20 protein-coding genes and 2 tRNA genes are annotated in these 23614 nt (G+C 68.6%); 7 read left to right on the top strand and 15 right to left on the bottom strand.

Going from position 1 to position 23614, the window contains the following annotated elements; all coding sequences use genetic code 11:
- Positions 1-150: 150 nt before the first annotated feature.
- Positions 151-534, top strand: coding sequence for a hypothetical protein (locus J0I47_RS07895; RefSeq protein ID WP_294046173.1), 384 nt, complete (start codon positions 151-153; stop codon positions 532-534).
- 101 nt (positions 535-635) lie between these two features.
- On the opposite strand, the gene J0I47_RS07890 is transcribed toward J0I47_RS07895, so the two are convergent.
- Positions 636-709, bottom strand: a tRNA-Gly gene (locus J0I47_RS07890).
- Between the two features lie 106 nt (positions 710-815).
- Between J0I47_RS07890 and J0I47_RS07885 the strand changes: the two genes are divergently transcribed.
- Positions 816-2117, top strand: coding sequence for an isoprenylcysteine carboxylmethyltransferase family protein (locus J0I47_RS07885; RefSeq protein WP_294046172.1), 1302 nt, complete (start codon positions 816-818; stop codon positions 2115-2117).
- Here J0I47_RS07885 and J0I47_RS07880 read toward each other — a convergent pair.
- From J0I47_RS07880 to J0I47_RS07860, 5 genes are all read right to left on the bottom strand, one after another.
- Complete coding sequence (locus J0I47_RS07880) at positions 2114-3487, bottom strand: glutamate--cysteine ligase (protein ID WP_294046171.1); 1374 nt, start codon at positions 3485-3487, stop codon at positions 2114-2116. The genes J0I47_RS07885 and J0I47_RS07880 overlap by 4 nt on opposite strands.
- Before the next feature lie 56 nt (positions 3488-3543).
- Positions 3544-3966, bottom strand: coding sequence for a nuclear transport factor 2 family protein (locus J0I47_RS07875; protein ID WP_294046169.1), 423 nt, complete (start codon positions 3964-3966; stop codon positions 3544-3546).
- 44 nt (positions 3967-4010) lie between these two features.
- Entirely contained in the window at positions 4011-4757 is a 747-nt protein-coding gene (locus J0I47_RS07870; RefSeq protein WP_294046168.1) for a 16S rRNA (uracil(1498)-N(3))-methyltransferase, read from the bottom strand.
- Between the two features lie 96 nt (positions 4758-4853).
- Positions 4854-5003, bottom strand: a complete 150-nt coding sequence (locus J0I47_RS07865; protein WP_294046166.1) for a hypothetical protein — start codon at positions 5001-5003, stop codon at positions 4854-4856.
- 24 nt (positions 5004-5027) lie between these two features.
- Positions 5028-5474: a DUF2147 domain-containing protein gene (locus tag J0I47_RS07860; protein WP_294046165.1), complete on the bottom strand. Its 447-nt coding sequence runs from the start codon at positions 5472-5474 to the stop codon at positions 5028-5030.
- Between the two features lie 116 nt (positions 5475-5590).
- Here J0I47_RS07860 and ubiA point away from each other — a divergent pair, with 116 nt between their 5' ends.
- The 3 genes from ubiA to J0I47_RS07845 are packed head-to-tail and all read left to right on the top strand — an operon-like array spanning position 5591 to position 8667.
- A complete protein-coding gene (gene ubiA / locus J0I47_RS07855; protein ID WP_294046163.1) occupies positions 5591-6508 on the top strand; it encodes a 4-hydroxybenzoate octaprenyltransferase in 918 nt (305 codons plus the stop codon).
- Positions 6509-6539: 31 nt separating this feature from the next.
- On the top strand, positions 6540-7886 hold the full coding sequence (locus tag J0I47_RS07850) for a TldD/PmbA family protein (RefSeq protein WP_294046161.1): 1347 nt from the start codon (positions 6540-6542) through the stop codon (positions 7884-7886).
- On the top strand, positions 7879-8667 hold the full coding sequence (locus J0I47_RS07845) for a 3'(2'),5'-bisphosphate nucleotidase CysQ (RefSeq protein WP_294046159.1): 789 nt from the start codon (positions 7879-7881) through the stop codon (positions 8665-8667). The genes J0I47_RS07850 and J0I47_RS07845 overlap by 8 nt, the downstream gene beginning before the upstream one ends.
- A gap of 19 nt (positions 8668-8686) precedes the next feature.
- On the opposite strand, the gene J0I47_RS07840 is transcribed toward J0I47_RS07845, so the two are convergent.
- The 4 genes from J0I47_RS07840 to J0I47_RS07825 form a co-directional block, all read right to left on the bottom strand.
- On the bottom strand, positions 8687-9379 hold the full coding sequence (locus J0I47_RS07840) for a hypothetical protein (RefSeq protein WP_294046158.1): 693 nt from the start codon (positions 9377-9379) through the stop codon (positions 8687-8689).
- A 4-nt stretch (positions 9380-9383) separates the two neighbouring features.
- Positions 9384-10601, bottom strand: a complete 1218-nt coding sequence (locus J0I47_RS07835) for a toxic anion resistance protein (protein ID WP_294046156.1) — start codon at positions 10599-10601, stop codon at positions 9384-9386.
- Between the two features lie 215 nt (positions 10602-10816).
- On the bottom strand, positions 10817-11455 hold the full coding sequence (locus tag J0I47_RS07830) for a hypothetical protein (protein WP_294046154.1): 639 nt from the start codon (positions 11453-11455) through the stop codon (positions 10817-10819).
- A gap of 59 nt (positions 11456-11514) precedes the next feature.
- Positions 11515-11590, bottom strand: a tRNA-Thr gene (locus tag J0I47_RS07825).
- A 172-nt stretch (positions 11591-11762) separates the two neighbouring features.
- Here J0I47_RS07825 and J0I47_RS07820 point away from each other — a divergent pair.
- Together J0I47_RS07820 and J0I47_RS07815 are read left to right on the top strand one after the other, a co-directional pair.
- Positions 11763-13013: a hypothetical protein gene (locus tag J0I47_RS07820; protein ID WP_294046153.1), complete on the top strand. Its 1251-nt coding sequence runs from the start codon at positions 11763-11765 to the stop codon at positions 13011-13013.
- Between the two features lie 193 nt (positions 13014-13206).
- Complete coding sequence (locus J0I47_RS07815; RefSeq protein ID WP_294046152.1) at positions 13207-17820, top strand: NAD-glutamate dehydrogenase domain-containing protein; 4614 nt, start codon at positions 13207-13209, stop codon at positions 17818-17820.
- Between the two features lie 449 nt (positions 17821-18269).
- Here the strand turns inward: J0I47_RS07815 and J0I47_RS07810 are convergent, their stop codons facing one another.
- Genes J0I47_RS07810 through J0I47_RS07790 form a run of 5 tightly spaced genes read right to left on the bottom strand, consistent with a single transcriptional unit; the run spans position 18270 to position 23614 of the window.
- Positions 18270-19397 carry a PepSY-associated TM helix domain-containing protein gene (locus J0I47_RS07810; RefSeq protein ID WP_294046150.1) on the bottom strand — a complete coding sequence of 376 codons (1128 nt, stop codon included), beginning with the start codon at positions 19395-19397 and terminating at the stop codon, positions 18270-18272.
- A gap of 10 nt (positions 19398-19407) precedes the next feature.
- On the bottom strand, positions 19408-20091 hold the full coding sequence (locus J0I47_RS07805; protein ID WP_294046149.1) for a Fe2+-dependent dioxygenase: 684 nt from the start codon (positions 20089-20091) through the stop codon (positions 19408-19410).
- Positions 20085-20789, bottom strand: coding sequence for a tetratricopeptide repeat protein (locus J0I47_RS07800; protein WP_294046147.1), 705 nt, complete (start codon positions 20787-20789; stop codon positions 20085-20087). The genes J0I47_RS07805 and J0I47_RS07800 overlap by 7 nt, the downstream gene beginning before the upstream one ends.
- Before the next feature lie 5 nt (positions 20790-20794).
- Complete coding sequence (locus J0I47_RS07795) at positions 20795-23287, bottom strand: TonB-dependent receptor (RefSeq protein ID WP_294046145.1); 2493 nt, start codon at positions 23285-23287, stop codon at positions 20795-20797.
- 54 nt (positions 23288-23341) lie between these two features.
- The gene (locus J0I47_RS07790; protein WP_294046144.1) at positions 23342-23614 is read right to left on the bottom strand and encodes a ribbon-helix-helix domain-containing protein; all 273 of its coding nucleotides are present in this window, start codon (positions 23612-23614) and stop codon (positions 23342-23344) included.

Raw genomic sequence — 23614 nt, 5'->3', positions numbered from 1 at the left:
CTCGACCCCGCAGGCGGCGTGTAAGGTCTGCCGACACGGGTCTCGGCCGGGCTGTCGCAGAAATTGACAAACAAACGCTGAACGCGGCAATTCCGTAACCTGTCGGCCGCTCGGGCGTTGGCGTGCCGCGACCGCGAAGGGAGAAGGGCGATGAAGACCGGACTGGCTGTGGTGATGGGCGGTGCGTTGCTCGCCGGGTGCGGCCAGCCGTCTTCGGGCGGCAACGGTACCGCACCGGCCGCGACCCCGACGACCGACCCGATGGAGGCGAAGATCGCCGCCCTCACCCCGAAACAGCGCGAGATCACCTTCTACAAGGCGATCTACGACGCCGACTATCAGTGCGACAAGGTCGTCAAGATCACCGACCGCCCGCGCGACAACGGCCACCAGGTTTGGCTGGTGACCTGCAACGACACCGGCGATTATTACGTGACCCTGCTCCCCGGCGGCGTCTTCACCGTCAGCGGCACGCCCCAGGCGAAGACTCGCCTGCCGTCGGGCACCAAGGTTTTGCCGAAGGGATCGGACTAGTTCGCGCTGCGGCGTGGCGGCGCCACGCCGTCGGTCGCCGCAAGCGGAGCCGGCCGAACCGCCGCCATCCGCGATTTAGCTATGCTGAATCTTGGCGGCGGTGGAGCGGGTGAAGGGAATCGAACCCTCGTCGTAAGCTTGGAAGGCTTCTGCTCTACCATTGAGCTACACCCGCGCCGTAGCGATGCGGGTAGCGGGTCGGGGGCGGGTCCGCAAGGCGGTCTTCCGGACGCGGTCGTCCTTGACGGCGTGTTTACCATTCGGCGGCTAGTGTCGCGCGCATGTATCACGATCCGACGCTCGCCGCCGCGGCCAAGGCCGATCCGTGTCCCGCCTCCGCGGTGACGGGGGGAACCGGGCTTGCGGGCCTCGTCGGCATGCTGATCTGGGTCGGTGTCGCGAAGTGGTTTGGGATGGACGGGCCGTATGCGGCGCTCGTCAATGTCGCCGCGACCGCGTTGCCGATGGTGCTGTGGTCGGTGATCGTGGCCAAGGTCCACCGCAACGCCACGACCGGGATCGACTGGGCCGCCCCCAAGCCGTGGCGCGAGACGATCGACGGGTCGATCGCCAAGCTCGCCGGGCTGTGGCTGACCTGGGCGGGGATCGCCGCGGTATATGCGATCGGGCGCTTCTATTGGCAGGACGGATTCGCGTTCGCGATGTGGTGCCTGATGGGAGCAGCGCCGGTGCTGTTCGTGCTATCGATCCCCTACACGATCTGGCTCGACCGCTACATGGTCGAGCCGAAGGACGGCTGCTGGGCGCTCGGCGCATGGCTGATGGGGCTCGACGTGGCGATCGACCGCGAGGCGATCTGGAATCACCTGCGCAGTTGGACGGTCAAGGGCTTCTTCATCGCCTTCATGCTGGCGATCGTTCCGCCGGGGTTCGGGATGTTCGTCAATGCCGACCTGGGCCAGGCGGTGCGCGATCCGGTCGCGCTGGCGAAGGCGCTCATCACCTTCATGTTCATGGTCGACGTGGCGTTCGCGACCGCCGGCTACCTGCTCGCGCTGCGCCCGCTCGACAGCCACATCCGCACCGCCAATCCGTATGCGGCCGGGTGGACCGCGGCGCTGATCTGCTACCCGCCGTTCGTGCTGATGGGCGATGGCGGGCCGCTCGATTATCGCCCGGGGACGCGCGGCGAGGACGGCTGGGCGGCGTGGCTGGCAGGGTCGCCGCCGGCGCTGATGGTGGTGGGCGCGGCGCTGGTCGGGCTGACCGCGATCTATGCCTGGGCGACGGTTGCGTTCGGCCTGCGCTTTTCCAACCTCACCAATCGCGGGATCATCACCAACGGGCCGTACGCCTGGTCGCGGCACCCGGCATATCTGGCGAAGAACCTGTTCTGGATGCTGGCGACGCTGCCGTTCCTGACGACGGGCAGCTGGGTCGATGCGATCCGCGCCACCGCGATCATGGGGGCGATCGCCGGCGTCTATTACTGGCGCGCGCGGACCGAGGAGCGGCACTTGCGCGCCGACCCGGCCTACGAGGAATATTATCAGTGGATGGAGCGCAACGGCGCCGTCCCGCGCTTCTTCCGCTGGCTGAAGGGCGTGAAGACCGCGGGCTAGAAACTCATCTCGCCATAGATGCGCGAGATGTCCCCGCCCCATTCGCCGTCATAGCGATCGAGCAGCACCTGTGCCGGCACCTTGCCGGTCCGCACCACCTCGCGCAGCGGATCGAGGAAGCCGGTCTCGTTCGAGCCGCCGGCATCGGTCCGCCCACGCGCGGCGAGCCCGGCATGCGCGATGTCGAGCACCTCGCCGGCGATATCGCGCAGCTTGCCGCCGCCCGGCAGCGGCGCGTCGAGCGCCAGTCGCGGCACCGCGTTGCGCAGCGCCTCGCGGTCGCCCATCGACCAGTCCTTGACCAAATCCCACGCCGCGTCGAGCGCGCCCTGGTCGTAGAGCAGCCCGACCCACAGCGCCGGCAGCGCGCAGATCCGTCCCCACGGCCCGCCATCCGCCCCGCGCATCTCCAGGAAGGTCTTCAGCCGCACTTCGGGGAAGGCGGTCGACAGATGGTCGACCCAATCCTCGATCGTCGGCTTCTCGCCCGGCAGCACCGACAGCTTGCCGTCGAGGAAATCGCGGAAGCTCAGGCCTGCCGCGTCGATATACCGGCCGTCGCGATAGACAAAGTACATCGGCACATCGAGCGCATAATCGGCATAGCGTTCGTAGCCGAACCCGTCCTCGAACACGAAGGGCAGCATGCCGGTGCGCGCGGCGTCGGTGTCCGACCAGATATGGCTGCGGTACGACAGCATGCCGTTGGGCTTGCCTTCGGTGAACGGCGAATTGGCGAACAACGCCGTCGCCAGCGGCTGTAGCGCGAGGCCGACGCGGAACTTCTTCGCCATGTCGGCTTCCGAACTATAGTCCAGATTAACCTGAATGGTACAGGTCCGCAGCATCATGTCGAGCCCGAGCGACCCCACACGCGGCATGTGGCGCAGCATGATCGCGTAGCGGCCCTTGGGCATCACCGGCAGTTCGGCGCGCGTCTTGTCTGGCCACATCCCCATGCCGAGGAAGCCGAGCCCGAGTCGGTCGCCGATCGCTTTCACCTGTTCGAGGTGCCGCCCGGTCTCCGCGCAGGTCTGGTGCAGATTGTCGAGCGGCGCGCCCGACAGCTCGAACTGGCCGGCCGGTTCCAGGCTGACCGAGCCGTCGGCGCCGGTCAGCGCGATGATCTTGCCGTTTTCCTCGACCGGCCGCCAGCCGAACTCGGTCAGGCCGTTGAGCAGGTCGCGGATGCCGCCGGCATCGTCCCAGCCGGGGGCGCGATGATCGGTGGTGCGATAGACGAATTTCTCGTGCTCGGTGCCGATCCGCCAGCGCGCCGCCGGCTTCTCGCCATCGGCGAAATAGGCGATCAGCTGGTCGCGGCTGTCGATGACCGCTGCGTTGCTGTTTGAAACGGTCTTCGTCGTCATGGCGCGCATGTAGCGAGGCGCCGGGCCCCGCGCCAGAGGCTCGTCATTGACCGCGATCAGGCCGGCTTCACGACACGGATCGGAGTATATTGTGCCGAAACGAGCCGCCATTGCCCGGCATCGCGGCGCACGACGTAGACGGCGCGCAGCGCATGCTCGCCGATCGCGTACCGCACGGTAACGATGGCGAGATTGCCCGATGTCCGGACGGTACGCTCGTCCATCGTGACGGGCGGCCCGGCGACCTTCTTGTCAGGGGCGTAGAAGCCCAGCATGCGGTCGCGCGGATCGACTTCGCCGAGCGGCGAGATCTCGACGAAATCGGGCGCGGTCACCTCGACAAGCGCGGTCTGGTCGAACGCGCGTTGCGCGGCGGCGAAGGCTTCGACGGCAGCGACCGGATCGGCGGTACGGGCGGGGGCAGCGACAGCGGGAACGGATGCGACGACGGCGATGGCGGCAATGGCGGTGCGAATCATGTGGCGGCCCCTCTGGTGTGCCGCTGTGTTAGTTCACCGCTGCGCTACTGCCAATCCCCCGCCGCACTCATCCACACCGCGATCGCCGCCGCCGCCGCGGTTTCGGCGCGCAGGATGCGAGGGCCGAGCCCGATGCCGACTGCCCGGGGTACAGCGCGGATCGCGGTGCGCTCGGCCTCGTCGAAGCCGCCCTCCGGCCCGATCAGGATCGCCGCCGGGCCGAGATGCGCCGCCATCGCGGCGGCGGCGGACGTGCCGCCGGTCTCATCCGCGAAGAACAGCGCGCGGTCCGCCGGCCAGTCGCGCAGCAGCGCGTCGAGCTTCACCGGATCGGCGAGGTCGGGCAGCGCGGTACGGTCGCATTGCTCCGCCGCCTCAATCATGTGCGCGCGCAAGCGCTCGACGTTGAGCCGGTCGACTACCGTTCGCCGCGTCAGCACGGGGACCAGCCGCGCGACGCCCAGTTCCGCCGCCTTTTCCGCCACCCAGTCGATCCGCCCCTTCTTGATCGGCGCAGCGCATAGCCAGAGGTCGGGCACCGGCTCGCGCGGGCGTAGCTGCTGCGTCACGTCGAGCACGACCGCGCGCTTGCCGACGCTCGCCGCGATGCCGAGCCACTCGCCCGTCGCATCGTCGAACAGCTTGACCGGATCGCCGGCCTTCAGCCGCAGGACCGAGACGAGGTAATGCGCCTGCCCGCCCTCGACGGGCACCGAAGCGCCGAGCGCGAGCGGCGTCTCGACGAACAGGCGCGGGGTCGACCGCGGCGGCCAGGCTGGGGTGGCGGGCATGACGCTCTCTTACCGCGAACGTCGGACAAGGACATTGCTTCGTTCACGCCGCTTACGCGAGCCTTCGCCCGACGCGCGGCGGCCGGACGCTCCGGATCAGCGCCGCCGCCGCCGCATGTGGCGCCAACTCACCAGCAGCACAGCGATCGCGAACGCCGTGCCGATCAGCGCGAGCCCCGCGGCTTGGGCGATGCCCCAGAACAGCGATTCGACGAAGCGGGCGATGGCGACCGAGATATGAACCAACGGCGCCCCCTAATCTCCCCCCGTTCAGGACAATCGCGTCCAGTGCCGGGTCTGGCACCCGATGCCGGCGAATAGGCAGCCGACCGCGACCAGGCTGTCATGATCGATCAACGTGATCTTGCCAGAAAAGTTGCGGCCGACGGTGGGCACGAACACGCTGCCCCTCCACTCCATCGGCGCGGTCTGGCGAAAACCGCTGAACAATTGCATGCCGATGATGTTGCGCCCCTTGGCCGCGACGTCGGCCTTGGCCTGGTCGTTTGCCCAGACGACGACTCCGCACATGCTGCCCGATCCGCACGGCGTCGCGCGGATGTGCATCGTGTTGTTGGTGTTGCGCCACACCCCCACCCACGATTGCGACGGCGTCGGCGCAGGGTCGGGAAAAGCGGTCGAGGCGGCGCTTGCCGCGCCGCCGACGATGGCCGTGGCGGCGATCGCGACGAGCAGAGTGTTCCGGGAAAAGGCCATAGTTCCGACACTCCAACAAACGGCCCCCCGTTTCCGTTCCTGCGAACAAGGTGTGACGGGATTGGGGCAAAGCGTGGCGCTGGTGCGGCAAATAGCATCACGGTAGTGACCAGCCGATGAACGCCACGCCAGACATCGTCCCGGATTCGCAATATCGCGGGCTGATCGGCCGCCTGCCCTCGCGTCCCCGCGCCTTCGCCTTGCTCGCGCGGTTCGACCGCCCGATCGGGTGGCAATTGCTGTTCTGGCCCGGCGCGTGGAGCATCGCGCTCGCTCGGGGGGCGGTCGAGCGGTGGGACCTGATCCTGTGGATCGCGCTGGGCAGCGTCGCGATGCGTGGCGCCGGGTGCGTCTACAACGACATCGTCGATCGCGACCTCGACCGACAGGTCGCGCGGACGCGCAGCCGCCCGCTCGCATCGGGAGCGGTGTCGGTGACGGCGGCGTGGGCGTGGCTCGCCTTGCTCTGTGCGATCGGGCTGGTCGTGCTGTGGCAGTTCGACCGCTACGCCCAGGTCGTGGCGCTCGTGAGCATCGCCCCGGTCGCCGCCTATCCGTTCATGAAACGCATCACCTGGTGGCCGCAGGCGTGGCTGGGGCTGGTGTTTTCCTGGGCGGCCCTGGTCGGGTGGAGCGAGATCGTCGGCTATCTGTCACTGCCCGGGCTGCTGCTGTATGCCGGGTCGATCGCGTGGGTGATCGGATACGACACGATCTATGCGTTGCAGGATGTCGAGGACGACGCGTTGGTCGGGGTGCGGTCGTCAGCCCGGGCGCTGGGCGGCAACGTGCGGGCGGGCGTGGCAGGCTTCTACGCCGTGGCGCTCGCATTGTGGGCCGCCGCCTTCTGGCAACTGCGCGCCGATCCGCTGGTGCTGCTCGCGCTGCTCCCCGCCGCCATGCACCTCGGCTGGCAAGTCGCGACGCTCCACCCCGCCGACGGCGCCAACGCGCTCGATCGGTTCCGCGCGAATCGATTCACCGGGCTGCTCGTCTTCCTCGCCTGCCTGGTGATCGGGCAAACCAGCTTTTGACGTTCGGCCGCGCGCTTCCTAAGTCGCGGCCATGCTGACCCCCGACATTGCGCAAACCCGCGCCCAGGACATCGTCGACCGCGCGCGCAAGGCCGGCGCCGACGCCGCCGACGCCTCGCTCGCCGCCTCCGCCAGCATCGAGGTCGCGGTGCGGCTCGGCCAGCTCGAGGATGTCGGCCGGTCGGAGGATGAGGAGCTGTCCCTGCGCGTCTTCGTCGGGCGGCGGTCGGCGTCGGTGTCGAGCTCCGATCTGTCGTCGGAAGCGATGGACATGCTGGTCGCGCGCGCGGTCGCGATGGCGCGTGAGGCGCCGGAGGACCAATGGGCCGGGCTCGCGCCCGAGGAGCGGCTGCTCCACGGCAGCGTCCCCGATCTCGACCTCGCCGACCGCGAAGACCCCTCGCCCGCCGCCTTGAAGGAAGCCGCGCTCGCCGCCGAGGATGCCGCGCGCGCCGTCGCTGGCGTCACCAACAGCGAGGGCGGCGGCGCGTCCGCCTCGCGCATATCGGTCGCGCTCGCCACCAGCCACGGCTTCGCCGGCGCGTACCAGGCGACCAGCCGAGCGATCCAGGCGAGCGTGCTCGCCGGGCAAGGCGGCGGGATGCAGCGCGACTACGCCTATCACGCCGCCCGCCATGCCCGGCACCTCGACGATCCGGCGACGATCGGGCGCCTCGCCGGCGAGCGTGCGATCGCCCGCGTCGATCCGATCCAGCCCGCCAGTGGCCCGATGCCGGTGATCTTCGACCCCCGGATCGGATCGTCGCTTATCGGCCATTTGATCGGCGCGATCTCCGGCGCGGCAATCGCACGGCAGACCAGCTTCCTGCTCGGGCGGCTCGGCGAGCAGGTGTTCGCGCCCGGCATTACCCTCTGCGACGATCCCCATCGCCCGCACGGCCTGCGCTCGCGCCCGTTCGACGGCGAAGGGCTGGCGGTCTCGCCGACCGCGATCGTCAGCGACGGCGTGCTCGAGACGTGGCTGCTCGATTCGGCCTCGGCGCGGCAATTGGGCCTGGAGCCGACCGGCCATGCCGTGCGTGGCGGCGGCGGATCGCCCGGAGTTGGGACCAGCAACACCTACATCGCCGCCGGCAGCGACAGCCGCGACGCGCTGTTCGACGGCGTGGCGCGTGGCGTCTACGTGACCGAACTGATCGGCATGGGCGTCAACGGCGTCACCGGCGATTATAGCCGCGGCGCGGCCGGCTTCCTGATCGAGGATGGCGAGCTCACTCGGCCGATCCAGGAATTCACCATCGCCGGCAATTTGACCGAGATGTTCGCGGCGATGACCGCGGCCAACGACCTGACGTTCCGCTACGCGATCAACGTGCCGACCTTGCGGATCGACGGGATGACGGTGGCGGGTGGCTGACGCCGGTCTCGCCGATGCGGTCGCGGCGATCGCGGCGGAGGCGAGCGCGCACGCGCTGCAATTGTGGCGCACCGACTTCAAGCGCTGGGAAAAGGAAGCGGGCAGCCCGGTATGCGAGGTCGACCTGGCGGTCGACGCCATGCTGCGCGAGCGGCTGTCGGCGCTGTTGCCCGACGCCGGTTGGCTGTCGGAGGAGACTGCCGACGATCACGTGCGGCTGGGCAAGCGGCGCGTGTGGGTGGTCGATCCGATCGACGGCACGCGCGATTACGTCCGCGGGCGGCCCGGCTGGGCGGTCTCGGTCGCGTTGGTCGCGGGCGAGCAACCGGTGATCGCCGTGCTCGACGCGCCGGCGGTCGGCCAGGTCTGGCGGGCGGAGGCCGGCAAGGGCGCGACGCTCAACGGCGCCCCGATCGCGCATAGCGGCCGCACCGCGTTCGCCGGATCGCGCACCCCGACCGATACATTGCCCAGGGAGGATCGCGACCTAGTCGCGACGCCCAAGCCCAATTCGATCGCGCTGCGCATCGCGCATGTCGCGGCGGGCGATGCCGATCTACTCGCGACGCTGCGCTGGGGCCACGAATGGGACATCGCCGCCGCCATCCTGATCGCGCGCGAAGCGGGCTGCGCGGTGACCGACGCGCTGGGTCGCAAGCTCTGCTTCAACACGCCCCGCGCGGAGGCGTTCGGCGTGCTGGCGAGCGCTCCCGGCATCCAGCTCGCCGCCCTCGCCCGCCTCCACGACCGCGCGGTCGCGGCGCTGGGCACGGCGCGTTAGCGGCGCCTAAATCCCCGCGCTACCCACTCTGATACTTGATCTCCAGATACCGCCCGCGCGTCGACAGGGCGTCGAGGTCGCCTTGCGCGAGTTGCGCGGCCATGTCGTCGATTTCGCGGCCGATCACGCCCAGGCCGTCGACCAGTTGCTGGTCGGGGGTCTTGCCGTTGCGTTCGACGGTGCGCAGCGCGGCCGGGACCGCTTCGTAGCCCTTGACGAACGCCGGCAGTTGTTCGCCGACCAGCTTGCGGATCTCGGCGGCGGCGGGAGCGTCCTCGCCCAGCGTCGCCAGTTGCGGCGACAGCGCGTCGAGCTTCAGCCCGATCTGGTCGACCAGGGTAATCGCCGGCGCCGGCAGCATCGGGCGCTGCGCGTCGAGCCAGCGGCCGGTCTGCGCCGGCAGCGCCTTCAGCTCGACCGCGTGCAATTTCTCGAGCGTCGGCGGCGCCACCGCCGGGGTCGCGAGCAACAGCACCGTCACCGCGATTAACGCCAGCACCACCAGCAGAAACCCGGTCATCCCGATCGGCATCACGAGCAGCCCGAACACGATCACCGCCGCGACGATCGCCGCATCGGCCACCGCGACGCGCGTCAGCCGCTTGGCGATGTCGTTCTCGCGCGCGCGGCGGCCGGGACCGGTGCGATAGCGCGGCGACGTGCGGTCAAGCATGTCCTGCGCGCGTGCGACGGCGTCGTCGATCGATGACATCGCCCTACACCGCCTCCAGCTTGAACTGGTCCGCCGCCGGCCCGGCCAGCGCCGCCTGCGCCTGACCCTCGGCGCGCGCGATGTAGCCCTTCGACTTCTCGACCTCGGTCGACAGCGTGCCGACCGTCGCCTTCATGCTGTCGAGCGCCTTCATCTTGAACACGTCGATCGCGTCCATCGTGTCGTAGATGTTCTGGAACGCGCGTTGCAGGACTTCGACCGGGATGGTCGCGCTCGCCGCTTGCTCGTGGATCGCCGCGGTCTGCGATTTCAACAACTTGCCGGTCGAATCGATGATGTTGGCGGTGGTCGTGTTGAGCTGCGTCACTTGCTCCAGCACCAGCTTCTGGCTGGTCAGCGCCTGCGCCACGGTGACCGCGGTACGCAGCGCGGCGACGGTCGTGGTCGAGGCACGATCGACGCCCTTCACCAGCTCGACATTGTTCTTCTTGACCAGATCGAGCGCCAGATAGCCCTGCACGCTGACCGCCATCTGGGTCAGCAGGTCCTGCGTCCGCTGGCGGGCGTAGAACAACGCCGTCTCGCGCAGCGCCTTCGCTTTCGCCGGATCGGTCGCGTCGAGCTCGTTCGCCTTGTCCTCCAGCCGCGCGTCCATCGTCTTCGCCAGATGGATCATCTGTTCGAGCCGCCCCATCGCGGTCCACAGATTGGCGCGTTCGGTATCGATCGCGGCATTGTCCATCAGCAGCTCGTCCTTGCCCGACGCGAGGCTCTTCAGGATCGCCGAGATGTGGTTCTGCGACGATTTGTACTGGTCGAAATAGCCGGTCAGCTTGCTGCCGAAGATCTTGTCGAGGAACCCGCGCCCGCCGCCGAAGAACTTGCCGTTGTTCCCGGGATCGAGCTTCTCGATCGTCAGGCGCAGCTGGACGAGGTCGGCGCCGACGCCCGAATCCTTGTCCATCGCCTTGACCGGGCGGTCGAGGAAGCGGTTCGACTGCGACGCGGCGTCGCGGATTTCCTTTTGCCCCATACTGGTGATGGCATCGACGCGCTTGCCGAATTCGGGCGAATCGACGTCCTGCGCGACGAGGTCGTCGACGAAGCTGTCGACCCGCGCCTCCAGTTCGGTGCGCTTCTTGTCGTCGACGGGCACCAGCCCCGCCGCCTTCGCCGTGCTGACCACTGGCACCGGATCGGGCGGTGTCAGCACCAGATCGGGCTCGACGGTCGTCGTCGCGGTGTCCGGGGTCGTCGCCATGCACAATCTCCAACTGCGGCAGCCACGAACCTACAAGGAGCCGCCACCTGCCCGCAAGTGTATTGCCTGCATACCGCACTCGCAAGAGGAAGCCGCGCGGCAAACGGCGCAAAACGATACGGCGATGGAGAAAAGGTGGTGCCGCTCGCGGGACAAACGGGGGCATTTATGCTATTGGAAAATTTCGGTCTCGCGCGAGCGCCCGAGAAGACGACCTACAAACCATAGTTCTGAAGGTCGTCGTCTGTGGGTAAGGGCGGATAGACAATCGGCTTCTCTCCGAAATGCCGCTGCAGCGCACGCTCGCTGCGTTCGATCACGTCTTCCTGCGGATCGATCTCATCTGGATGGAAGTAGGCGACGTCGAATTGGCCGTCGCGCAGCACATATTCCATCTCCGACCACCGATCCTGTCCGTCCTGCGCCTCCCACAACTCGAGAAGTGCGTATGACAAGCGCTCGTTCATCGGCCATCTAAAGAGGAACTGATTGCCGAGCTCTTTGAAAATCGATTCTGCGACCATATTTCGATCGAGTTGGGCGTAGAGCAATGTGGGTTCCAACGGATATTCGCTATCTTCCATCAGCAATCCGCCGATCTCTTTCAGCAAACGTTCCGATTCAGTTTCCGCCACGACGCTTTTCCGATCATTCATTGAAAAGTTTGCGCTCTTCCTCTTGCGATCGACCGTCTGACCATCAGCACTTCTCGCCGACGACAGCCTATCGCTTCGCAGCCATATGGAGAAGGCACGTCGCCGTTCGTCGTCTGATATGTCATCATGCTGCTGCCCCGCTGTCCATGCAGCGAGAGCATTTGAACACGTGTCGAGCCGAAACGGGCTCGCGATCATGCTCGGCATCTCGCTATGGTGCCCAGTTTTGTCCGCCGTGAGGCTCGATTTTACGAGAGTGGTGCCGCCTACAGGACTCGAACCTGTGACCCCCGCATTACGAATGCGATGCTCTACCAGCTGAGCTAAGGCGGCCCGCGCACCCGGCAAGGGGTGGCAAGGCGGAGCGATTATCAGCTTGGGTCGGGGCTGACAAGGCCGCCGTCGCACGGATCGCGCCGGACGAAAGTTTAACCCCGTCTTTACCATATCGGGCGCACAACGCCGTCGACGACCGGGCCGGGGCGCCCGCTTGAGGACGGGGTGCATGGATACGCAGCGCGGATATGACGACAGGGACGTGAACGGCGGCCACGACGACGTGGCCGATCCGGGCATCGACGCGACGCCAGCGCCCACGCCGGCGATCGGCAATGACGAGCGCCGCATGCACGTGCGTGCGTACAACCATTGGGTCTCGCTGCTCCACGGCCGCGCCTATCCGGCGATCGAGGATCTCGACCCGGCCAACATTGCCGATTTCGGTTCGCATTCGGTGCTGCTCGACTTCACCGGCGGGATCGAGGATCCGAAGATCGCGTTCCTGGGCACGGCACTCCGCGACGAGACCGGCCACGACAAGTCGATCACCCATATCAGCCAGGTGCCGACGCGGTCTTTGCTGTCGCGGCTGACCGACCATTATCTGCAGATCATCGCCAATCGCGCGCCGATCGGGTTCGAGGCCGAGTTCGTCGGCACGCGCGGCAACAACACGATGTATCGCGGCATCCTGATGCCGTTCTCGTCCAACGAGGATGCGATCGATTACATCTACGGCGTCATCAACTGGAAGGAACTGGTCGACGCCGATACGCAGGCACGGCTGGATGCCGAGGTCGGTGCCGCGCTGCGCACCGCGCCCCATCCGGTCGCCGCCCCGGCCCCGGTCTGGGCCGACGGTCCCGCCGCCGACAGCGTTGCCGACGAGGAAGCCGACGACCTGCCCGGCAAGCTGGCCGCCGCGCGCGAGACCGCGCAGGCCGCCACCGCCGCCGACACGCGCAGCCGCGCCGCGCTGTACCGCGCACTCGGCCGGGCGCACGATTTCGGGCTCGCCGCCGACGAGGACCGCGCGACCTACCAGGAATTGCTCGAGGATGCCGGCGTCACCGTGCAGGAGCGCGCGCCGATGACAGCGGTCGCCAAGCTGGTGTTCGGCGCCGATTACGACAAGGCGCGGCTGACCGAATTCGCCGCCGTGCTGAGCCATGCGCGTCGCAACGCGGTTCCGGCCGGCGGGCTGACCACGATGCTCGACAGCATCGACGGCGGGATCAAGGCGGTCGTTGCCGCCGAACGCCTGGCGCGCAACCCGGCCAAGGCCGAGGCGCGCGATCCGCTGGCCGACATCGCCGAGCGGCTGGTGCTGGCGAGCGTCGAGTTCGCGACCGGCCTGCCGACCGGCGAGCTGGTGGTGATGCTGGGCCGGGCGACCGGCGACGGCACCGTCGATATCGTCGCATCGGTGGCGGGCGACCGCGCGCTGGCGGCGCGCACGCTGAAGGCGGCGAAATAGCAGAGCCGGCGGCGGCAAACTTGACAAACTTGACGGGGGTACGACCTTCCTGCGGGACAAGCGGCCGGGGCACCGGTCGATTGCTCGCGAACCGCGGCTGACACGGCTTTTCCAACATCGCAAGGGACGGCAAAACCGTACCAATCGAAACGAACCTTGAGCCTTTGGCCCGGGCGGAGCATAGGGCTTCGCCATGGCCAAGACTTCGCTGAAATCGCTGTCGGATGCGCTTGCAGACCGGCTGACCAAGGGTGCATTGCCGGGCGAACTGCACGGTTTCGGGAAGGACGAGCGGGCGGAGGCAGCGAACTTCGTCGCGACCGCCGCCTATAACCGCCCGCCCGGCGCGCCGGTCATCGTGATCGAGCCGATCGCGGCCAACGACCCCAATCGCCGCATGCGCGTCGCGATCGTCAACGACGACATGCCCTTCCTGGTCGATTCGATCGCGGCGACGATCGCCAGCCAGGACATTCCCGTCGACCGCATCATCCACCCGGTCATCCCGGTCAGCCGCGACCCGGCCGGCGGGTTGATGGCGGTGGGCGACGGCACGCCCGAATCGATGATCTATATCGAGATGGAGCGCGCCGACGCACGCGAGCGACGGACGCTCGTCGCCGCGCTCGAAGCGAACCTGAAGGACGTCCGCGCCGCGGTCCATGACTGGTTGCCGTTGCAGGACGCGATGGCGGCCGATGCCGCGACGCTGACGGGTGAAGGCGCCGCACTGCTTCAATGGTTCCTCGACCGTCATTTCACGCTGCTCGGCCATGCGCGGTACGGCCGTGACGCCGGCGCCAAGTCGCCGCTCGGGTTGTGCCACAACAAGCATGACGTGCCGATCCTGGCCGAATCGTCGCGCGCGCTGGCGATCAAGTGGTTCGAGGAGGGCGGCGAGGCGCCGCTGCTGCTCAAGTCCAACTTCATCTCGGGCGTCCACCGCCACATCCCGCTCGACCTGATCGTGGTGCCGGTGCGCGACGGCGGCAAGGTGAGCGGGCTGTCGATCCATGCCGGCCTGTGGACCTCGTCCGCGCTCAACACCCCGCCCGACGAAATCCCGCTGCTGCGCCAGCGGCTTGCCGACTTGCAGAAGAAGTTCGGGTTCGATCCCAAGGGCCATGCCGGCAAGGCGCTGGAACATGCGCTGACCACCCTGCCCCACGACCTGCTGATCGCGCTGGACCGCGACGCGCTGGAGGGTGTCGCGCTGACCGCGATGAGCCTGGCCGACCGGCCGCGGCCGAAGCTGGTGCTGGCGCGATCGATCCTGCGACGCCACCTGTTCGCGTTCGTGTGGTTGCCGCGCGACGAACTGACGACGGCGCGACGCCTGGCGATCGGCGACATGCTGAGCGAAGCGGCGGGCGGCGACGTGCTCAACTGGGCGGTGTCGATGGACGATGTCGTCGCGCTGATCCGCTACACGATCGACGTTCGCGGCAAGAGCGACATGCCCGACGAAGCGGCGCTCGACCTGCGCCTCGCGCGGATGATGCGCGGCTGGGCGCCGGCGGTCGAAGCCGCGCTGTACGACAGCGACCCGGCGCGCTCGACCCGCCTCGCGCTGCGCTTCGCCAATTGCTTCCCGCAGACGTACCGCACCAACAACTCCGCCGACGAGGGCGCGCGCGACATCCTGCGGCTGGCGCGGTTGGAGGACGAGACCGGGCGCTCGGTCCGCCTGTTCCGCTCGGGGCCCGAATTGCGGCTCAAGCTCTATCGCTTCGGCGGCGCGGTCGCGCTGTCGGACGCGGTGCCGGTGTTCGAGAATTTCGGCTTCCGCGTGGTCGAGGAAGTGCCGACCCAGCTCGCCGACGAAAATCAGGGCTTCGTTCACGACTTCCTGGTCGAGGCCGTCGCCGGGGGCGCGGAGCCGACCGATTGGACCGTGCTCGAGGATGCGATCGCCGCGGTGCTCGAGGGGCGCGCCGAGAACGACGCGTTCAACCGACTGATCCTCGAAGCGGGGATGGACCCGCAGGCCGTCGTCTTCCTGCGCGCATGGTTCCGGTACCTGCGCCAGGGCGGCATGACCTATGGCCTGACCACCGTGGTCGACGCGCTGCGCCGCGCGCCGCAAGTGGCGCAGGCGCTGATCGACCGCTTCTGCGCGGCCCATGCGCCGCACGGCACGCGGGGCGACGGCATCAAGCTGGCCGACAAGGCGATCGCCAAGGGCCTGGACGAAGTGTCGGCGATCGACGACGACCGCATCCTGCGCGCGATCCAGGGCGTGATCGCCGCGACCTTGCGCACCAATGCCTTCACCCCCGCCGCCGACGAAGCGCTGGCGTTCAAGCTCGACAGCCACAAGGTGCCGGGCCTCCCCGCCCCGCTGCCGTGGCGCGAGATCTGGGTCTATAGCCCCCGCGTCGAGGGCATCCACCTGCGCGCCGGCCCGGTCGCGCGCGGCGGCCTGCGCTGGTCCGACCGGCGCGACGACTTCCGCACCGAGATCCTCGGCCTGATGAAAGCGCAGCGCGTGAAGAACGCCGTCATCGTGCCGACCGGCGCCAAGGGCGGCTTCTATCCCAAGCAGCTGCCCAGCCCGGCGACCGACCGCGACGCGTGGCTGGCGGAAGGGACCGAGAGCTACCGCATCTTCATCCGCACTTTGCTGTCGATCACCGACAACATCGTCGAAGGCGCGGTCGTGCATCCCGAGGGCGTCGCGATCCACGACGGCGAGGACCCCTATTTCGTCGTCGCCGCCGACAAGGGGACCGCGACGTTCAGCGACGTCGCCAACGCGATCGCGGTCGATCGCGGCTTCTGGCTGGGCGACGCGTTCGCCTCCGGCGGATCGCAGGGCTACGACCACAAGGCGATGGGCATCACCGCCAAGGGCGCGTGGGTCTCGGTCCAGCGTCACTTCGCCGAACGCGGCGTGGACGTGCAGAGCGAGAGCATCCGCGTCGTCGGCTGCGGCGACATGTCGGGCGACGTGTTCGGCAACGGTATGCTGCTGAGCCGGACGCTCAAGATCGTCGCGGCGTTCGACCATCGCCACATCTTCCTCGATCCCGATCCCGATCCGGCGGCGAGCTGGGCGGAGCGCGCGCGGATGTTCGCGCTCCCCCGTTCGAGCTGGGAGGATTACGACAAGGCGTTGATCTCGAAGGGCGGCGGGGTGTTCCCGCGCGGCGCCAAGACGATCCCGCTGTCGAAGGAAGTGAAGGCGGCGCTCGACATCCAGGCGAACGAGATCGAGCCGGCGGCGCTGATCTCGGCGATCCTCAAGAGCCCGGTCGACCTGATCTGGTTCGGCGGCATCGGCACCTACGTGAAGGCCGCGGCGGAGAACAACGTCGCGGTCGGCGACCCGGCCAACGACCGCCTGCGCGTCGATGCCGAGGATCTGCGCGCGACCGCGATCGGCGAGGGCGCGAACCTGGGCGTGACCCAGGCCGGGCGCATCGCCTTTGCCAGCCGGGCCAATGGCTTGGGCGGGGGCCGGATCAATACCGACTTCATCGACAATTCGGCCGGCGTCGATTGCTCGGACAACGAGGTCAACATCAAGATCGCGCTCAACCGTGAAATGACCGAGGGCCGGCTGACGTTCGATGCGCGCAACACCCTGCTCGCGTCGATGACCGACGACGTGTCGCAGCTCGTGCTGGAGGACAACCGCCTCCAGACGCTGGCGCTGTCGATCATGGAGCAGGACGGCGCGCAGGCGCTGCCGAGCTATGTCCGGCTGATCGAGATCTTCGAGGCGAGCGGCCGGCTCGACCGGCTGGTCGAGGGGCTGGGCGACAACGGTACGCTGTTGCGCCGCGCGCCGGAGGGTCGCGGACTGACCCGGCCCGAGCTCGCGGTGCTGCTCGCGACGGCCAAGCTCGCGTTGCAGGATGCGATCGAGCACAGCACGCTGGGCGTCGACGACGAACTGAAGCCCGATCTCCACGCCGCCTTCCCGCCGGCGATGCGCAAGAAGTTCGCGACCGCGATCGACCAGCACCGGCTGCGCGGCGAGATCGTCGCGACCAAGCTCGCCAACCGCATCGTCAACCGGCTCGGCGTGCTCCACCCGTTCGAACTGGCCGAGGAAGAGGGCGCGGCGATGGCCGACATCGCGGCGATGTTCGTGGTGGTCGAGCGGCTGTTCGGGCTCGACGCGCTGTGGCGCGAGATCGAGACGACGCCAATGCCCGAGGCCGGGCGGCTGGCGCTGTTCGACGAGGTCGCGGTGGCGGTGCGCAACCACATCGCCGACCTGCTCCGCGCGACGACGCCGGGCACCGGGCCGGGCGACGTGCTCGCGCGGATCGGCGGCGGCGTGGTCGCGCTCGACCGCAAGACCATGGAACTGCTGCTCGAGGAAGTGTCGAGCCAGAGCGCGCGGATCGCCGCCGACCTGCAGGCGGCGGGCGCGCCGGCCGCGCTGGCGAAGAAGGTGGTGCGGGTGTTCGAGCTCGACGGCGCGGTGGGCCTCGCCGATCTCGGCGCGTCGCTCGGCATCGACGAGACGGTGCTGACTCGCGCGTTCACCCATCTGGGGCAGGCGCTGGGGCTCGACTGGGCGCAGTCGAACGCGGCGCGGATCAATTCGAGCGACCCGTGGGAGCGGCTGCTGATCGCGGGCTTGGCGCGCGATTTCCAGCAGCTGCGGCTCGAATTCCTGGAGCGGGCGGGCGGTAGCGATCCGGAAGGGTCGGTCGACGCCTGGCTCGCCGCCAATGCCGGCCGCGTCGCGCAGTTCAAGGGCGTGGTCGATCGCGCACGCGCGGCAGCGGCGCCGAACGCGGCGATGCTGGCGCAGATCGCTGGGCAGGCTCGGGTGCTGCTGGGGCGATGACGGCACACGCGTAGCGAAGCTACGCGCGAGACCGTCAAGCCCGGCCGGCCTGGCGTAGCCAAGGTCCGACGACGCGGCTTTGCCGCGTCGGGGCCCACACCCACCGTGCTCCTGCGAAAGCAGGAGCCTAGGACGGATCGACATTCAGCTAACCGGTGAACGTCACTTCCATGCTCGTCATCCCCGCGCAGGCGGGGATCCAGACTGGCTGTATCCACAGCTTAAAACCGCCATTCTCGCGACTCTGGATCCCCGCCTTCGCGGGGATGACGGGAAATAGGTGGCTCGAAACGCTACACCATAGCTGAATGTCGATCGGGCCTTGGGGCCACAAGCGCTATCGCCTGCGGCTCTGGATTCCTGCTTTCGCAGGAATACGGGAGCTATACTGGCGGCGTGGCAAAGCCACGTCGTCGGCCGGGCATACGCCCGCCGGCCGTGCTCGCCGCTTATTCCGTCACCAGCTTGCGCTGCTGCCGGGCGGCGAGCTCGGCCTTCCACCCCCGCGCCCGCCACCACATGACGACGCCCGTCACCGCCAGCACCGCCGGCAGCACGCCGCCCAGGAAGATGACGACCTGCCACACGATTCCCATGCCGGTGCCGTCGTGGATCTGCCGCATCAGCCGGGCGATGCCGGCCTGGCCGCGATCCATGTCGGGCGCCACGCTCGCCGCGCCGCTCGCATCGTCGACCGCGACGGTGGCGGGCTTGCCCTTCGCCGGGCGGATCGCGAACTGCCACCGAGCCTTGTAGTCGGTCGGCCAGCTCACCTGCGTCACCCGGCCCGGCAATGTCGTCAGCGCCGCGGCCTGCGCCACCGCCAGCGGCGTGTGCGTCGCCGCCAGTGGCTGCGCCTTGTTCATCGCCGCGCGTTCGGCGCTGAACCCCATCGCCCGGCCATTTTCCCCGACCAGCGGCCCGAAGAAGGACGGAAAGCTGATCCACGCCCCCGTCAGCGACAGCACGAACAGCGGCAGCGCGATCCAGAAGCCGAACAGATGGTGCAGGTTGGTGTCGACGTTGCGATGCCGCCGCCAGCGAAGCCCGCGCGTCCAGCGCCCGACGGTCGGCCACCACAGCCAGATACCGGTGAAGCACGACAGCAGCATCGCGACGCCCAGCCAGCCGACCAGCGGCCGGCCCCAGACCGGGATCAGCATCGTGCCGTGAATCATGTGCATCGTCATGACGAGGCCGGAGCGGCTGTTGGCGACGTCGAGCACATGGCCGGTCGCGGGATCGAGCCAGACGTTGGTGCGCGCAGCCGGCCCCTGCACCTTGGTCGGGCTCGGGCCGGTCGAAGCGATCGCCGGCGCGCCGGGCTCGGCCGGCAGCTTCAGCGTCGCGATCCGCGCGGTGCCGACCGCCGCCTGCGCCGCCGCGGCCAGCCGGTCGGGCGCGAGCGTCGGCCCGGCACTCACCGCGTAACGCTGTGGGTTGACGGCATGGTCGATCGCCTCGTCCCACACCAACGCCGCGCCGGTCACGCACAGCGGAATGATGAGGATCGCGAGGATCAGGCCGATCCATTTGTGCACCTGGAACCATGCCTTGCGCAGGCCGATCTTCGTCATTTGGATGTCCTCAAACCTCCGCCCAGCGGCGAAGCAGGTTGTGATAGGTCCCGGTCAACCGCACCGCCGCCGTATCGTCCTGGCCCAGCCGCGCGGCGACGTCCTGCACCGCCTGGTCGAGTTCGAACAGGATACGGCGCGCGCCGTCGTCGCGGATCATCGACTGGATCCAGAAGAACGACGCGATCCGCTCCCCCCGCGTGACCGGTTCGACCCGGTGCACGCTGGACGCCGGATAGAGCACCATGTGCCCGGCGGGAAGCTTGACGCGCTGTTCGCCGAAACTGTCCTCGATGACGAGCTCGCCGCCGTCATAGCTCGCGGGATCGGCGAGGAAGAGCGTTGCCGACAGGTCGCTGCGCACGCGGAAATCGCTGCCGCGGCGGATGCGGATCGCGCTGTCGACATGCGCGCCGAACGCGTCGCCGCCGGCATACCGGTTGAACAGCGGCAGATAGACTTTCAGCGGCAGCGCGGCGGCGACGAACAGCGGCGATGCCGCCAGCGCGTCGAGCACGATCCGTCCCGCTTCCTGCGCGGCGGCCGATTCCTCGGGCAGCTGCGCGTTGCGCTTGGCGAGGGCGGACTGATGGCCCGAGGTCGCATTGCCGTCGATCCAGTCGGCCGCGTCGATCAGGCCGCGCACGCGCGCGACGCCGGCCGCATCGAGCAGGTCGGGGATCGCGATCAGCATGACGCCGCCCCCGCCCCACGCTCGATCGCCGCTCGTCCGCGCGCGCGGAATGCCGGCACCGGCGACGCGTCGAGGAACGCCGCCGCCTTGGCGACGAACGCCGGCGTCGCACCGCGCCCGGCGCGCTCGATCCAGCCCAACGCTTCCTCGGCGCGGCCGCGCTCGCCCAGCATCCGCGCATGGTTGAAACAGCCGCGGAAATCGCCACCCGCCGCCGCCCGCGCGTACAGCCGCGCCGCCTTGGCGAGGTCGCGCTTCACCACCCAACCGTCCTCGTGAAAGCTGCCGACGAAGTTGATCGCCTTTGCGTTGCCGAGCTTCGCTGCCTTCTCGAACCATGCCAGCGCCGCCGGCTTGTCCTCCGCCACGCCCTGCCCCAGCGCGAGCAGGGTCGCGTAATTGTACATCGCCCAGTCGAGCCCGCGCTCCGCCGCGACGCGATAGCAATCCGCCGCCCGCGCCTTGTCCACCGCCATCCCCCAGCCGAGGTCGTAGCAGCGCCCGACCATGTTGAGCGCCATCACATGCCCCTGCGCGCCCGCGCGGACGAACCAGTCGAACGCCGCCGCCGCATCGCGCGCGACGCCGTTGCCGTCGAGCAGCAGCTGGCCGTACAGCGCCTGCGCCGCCGCCTCGCCATCCTCCGCCAGCGCGCGCAGGAACCCGGCGCGCGCCACCGGTTCGGTCGGGATCGTCACGTCGCTCAGAACTTGAACTCCACCGTCCCGAACACCGTCCGGCCGGGCGCCAGCGTCGCGTAGTGGCTGGTATAGACGTTCGAGAAGTACGCCTTGTCGGTCAGGTTCTGCGCGTTGACGCTCAACTGGATGTTGCGCGTGATGCGATAGGCCGCGCGGGCGTCGAACCGCCAATAGGCCGGCACGCCGCGCGACAGGACCTTGGTCGCCGGCACGACCGTCACCACGCCCGCGCTGGTCTGCGTCGCGCTGCGATTGTCGGCATAGCCGCCATATTGCCGGTCGAGATAGAAGGCGCCGCCGCCGATCGTGAACCGCTTCGTCACGTCGAGCGAGGTCCACAGCGAGATCGAATTGCGCGACACCTGCGGCACCTGGCGCCCGGTCGTGACCGAGGGGACCAGCACCACCTTCGCCGCCTGGCCCGTCACCGCCGGGGCGGTCAGCGCGGTGAAGCCGCCATCGACGATCACCGCGTCGAGGAAGGTGTAGCCGCCGAACACCGTCCAGTGCGGCAGGATCTCGCCGTTGACGGTCAGCTCGACCCCGCGGATGCGCGTCTTGCCGAGGAAGGCGACGTTGTTGTTGGCGTCGGTGACGCGGGCATTCTCGATCCGCGTGTCGAACGCCGCCACGCCCAGCGCGAGCTTGTCGCGGAACACGCTGGCCTTCGCGCCGACCTCGAACGTCTTGGTCTTCTGGACACGCAGCGAGTCAAGGATCGCCAGGTTGGCCGCGCTGTTGGTCGTCGGGATCGCATTGTCCTCGCGCCCTTCGCCCAGCAGCGTGTTGGGCGGAGTCGCGGCGGTCGCGTAGCTGACGTAGAGGCTAGTGTCCCGGGTCGGCTTGAAGACGACGCCCGCCTGCCAGTTGAACAGTTCGTCGGTGCGCGACAGCGAATAGGTCGAGGTCGCGGCATAGGGCTGCCCCGGCGTCAGCGTCGATTTGAAGCGGTCGAACCGCGCGCCCAGGTTGACGATCAACTGCGGCGTCAGCGTGATGGAGTCGAAACCGTACACGCTGACGGTGTTGGCGTCGTTCTGCGTCTCCTCGATCGGCAACGACTTCACGATCGGTGCGGTCGTGGTCGAGGTGTCGGAGGCGTAGTTGACCCACGGGTCGCTCGGGTTCGGCGTGAACAGGCTGGTGCAGTAATAGCGCGCGACCGTCGTCGCGTTGCAGCGCGGGCTGATCGTCGATCCGGTCGAGAGCATCTCGAACCCCGTCGATGGGCTCAGGTAGCCACGCGTGACGAAGGTGCCGCGCCGCGCCTTCTCCCACGCGAACTCCGCGCCGACCGCGAAGCTGTGCTCGATGCCGCCGGTCTTCACCGTCCCGTACAGATCGAGCTGGTCGACCAATCCCTGCGAATAGCCGTAGCGGGTGTTGCCGCGCCGCCAGACCTGGCCGCTATTGTAGACGTTGCCCTGGCTGTCATCGGGCAGCAGGAAGATATAGGCTTGGCTGCTGTTCGTGAACCGCGCGGTGTTGCGCAGCGTGACGCCGCCGAAATCGTGCTCGACCCTCAGCGTCGCCTGGTCGATCGTCGCGTCGCGGAAATCGCGCGAGCGCAGCCCGTAATAAGTGTCGCGATCGACATATCCGGTCGTGCCGTTCGCCAGCGTCACGCGGCCGAGCGCGGGCGACGTGAAGATCTCCCCCGTCCCCGGCGCGTTGGCGATCGTGTAGAAATAGGGCAGCCCGCTGTCGGGCAGTTCGTGGCTTTCGAGGTGGTAGTAGCTCGCGATCAGCCGCGTCGGCGTGCCGAGCCCGATCGTAAGCGACGGCGCGACGCCCCAGCGCCGCTGCCAGATCGCATCGCGCCCGGCGACGTCCTGATCGTGCCACAGGCCCTGCACCCGGAACGCGATGGTCGGCGCGATTGCGAGGTTGAGGTCGCCGGTCACGCGCTTGTAGTCGGCATTGCCGTAGCTCGCGGCGATGCCGCCGAAGGTACCCGTCTGCGGCAGTTTCGAGATGACGTTGATCGTCCCGCCCGCCGATCCGCGCCCGCCGAGCGTGGAATCGGACCCGCGCACGATCTGGATCGAGTCGACCGCGAACGTCTCGCGCGTCTGCGCCGACAGGTCGCGGACGCCGTCGAGATAGATCGACCCCTGGCTGTCAAACCCGCGGATGAACGGGCGGTCGCCGATCGGATTGCCGCCCTCCGCCGCGCCGAAGGTGATGCCCGGCACGGTGCGCAGCGCATCCTGCAGCGAGTTGGAGCCCGTATCCTCGATCACCGTGCGCGGGATGACGACGATCGACTTGGGCGTGTCGACCACCGGCGCCACATCCTTCGGCCCCGCCTGGCGCTTTTCCTTGACGCCGTTGACGACGACGTCGCGGCGGTCCTGGTCGTCATCGTCGTTCGCGGGCGGCGCGGCGTGATCGGGATCGTCGCTGGCGAAGGCCGGGACGCCGGCGAACGCGCCGACGCAGGACAGCGCGAGGAAAGCGGGCTTGGCGAAGCGCGCGGCGGCGACGTTGTTCATGGTGATCTCCCTTGTCGGGAGGTCCGCTATTGAGAGTCGTTCGCAGAGTCAACGCTATTGCGAAACATTCTCACTGTTGGCCGCGTTCGCCTCGGCAAACGCCCAGCTTCGCAATGCGCTGGCGAGGTTGGGCGGATCGCGCGCCTCGACGCGCAGGGCATCGATCTCGGCGACCAGCGCGCTCAGCGGCAACCCGCGCGCCGCCGCCGCATTCTCCAGCGCGCACCAGAAGATCGGCTCCAGCGTGATCGAGGTCTCGTGCCCGGCAATGGTGATCGACCGCTTGACCGGCCCGCGAAAACCGCCCGGGGGAGCGGCGAGGCTCAC

It is taken from the genome of Sphingomonas sp., from assembly GCF_017304635.1.
GTDB lineage: Bacteria > Pseudomonadota > Alphaproteobacteria > Sphingomonadales > Sphingomonadaceae > Sphingomonas.
Note: the sequence above shows the minus strand (reverse complement) of the source record. Positions and strands in the feature narration are given on the sequence as shown.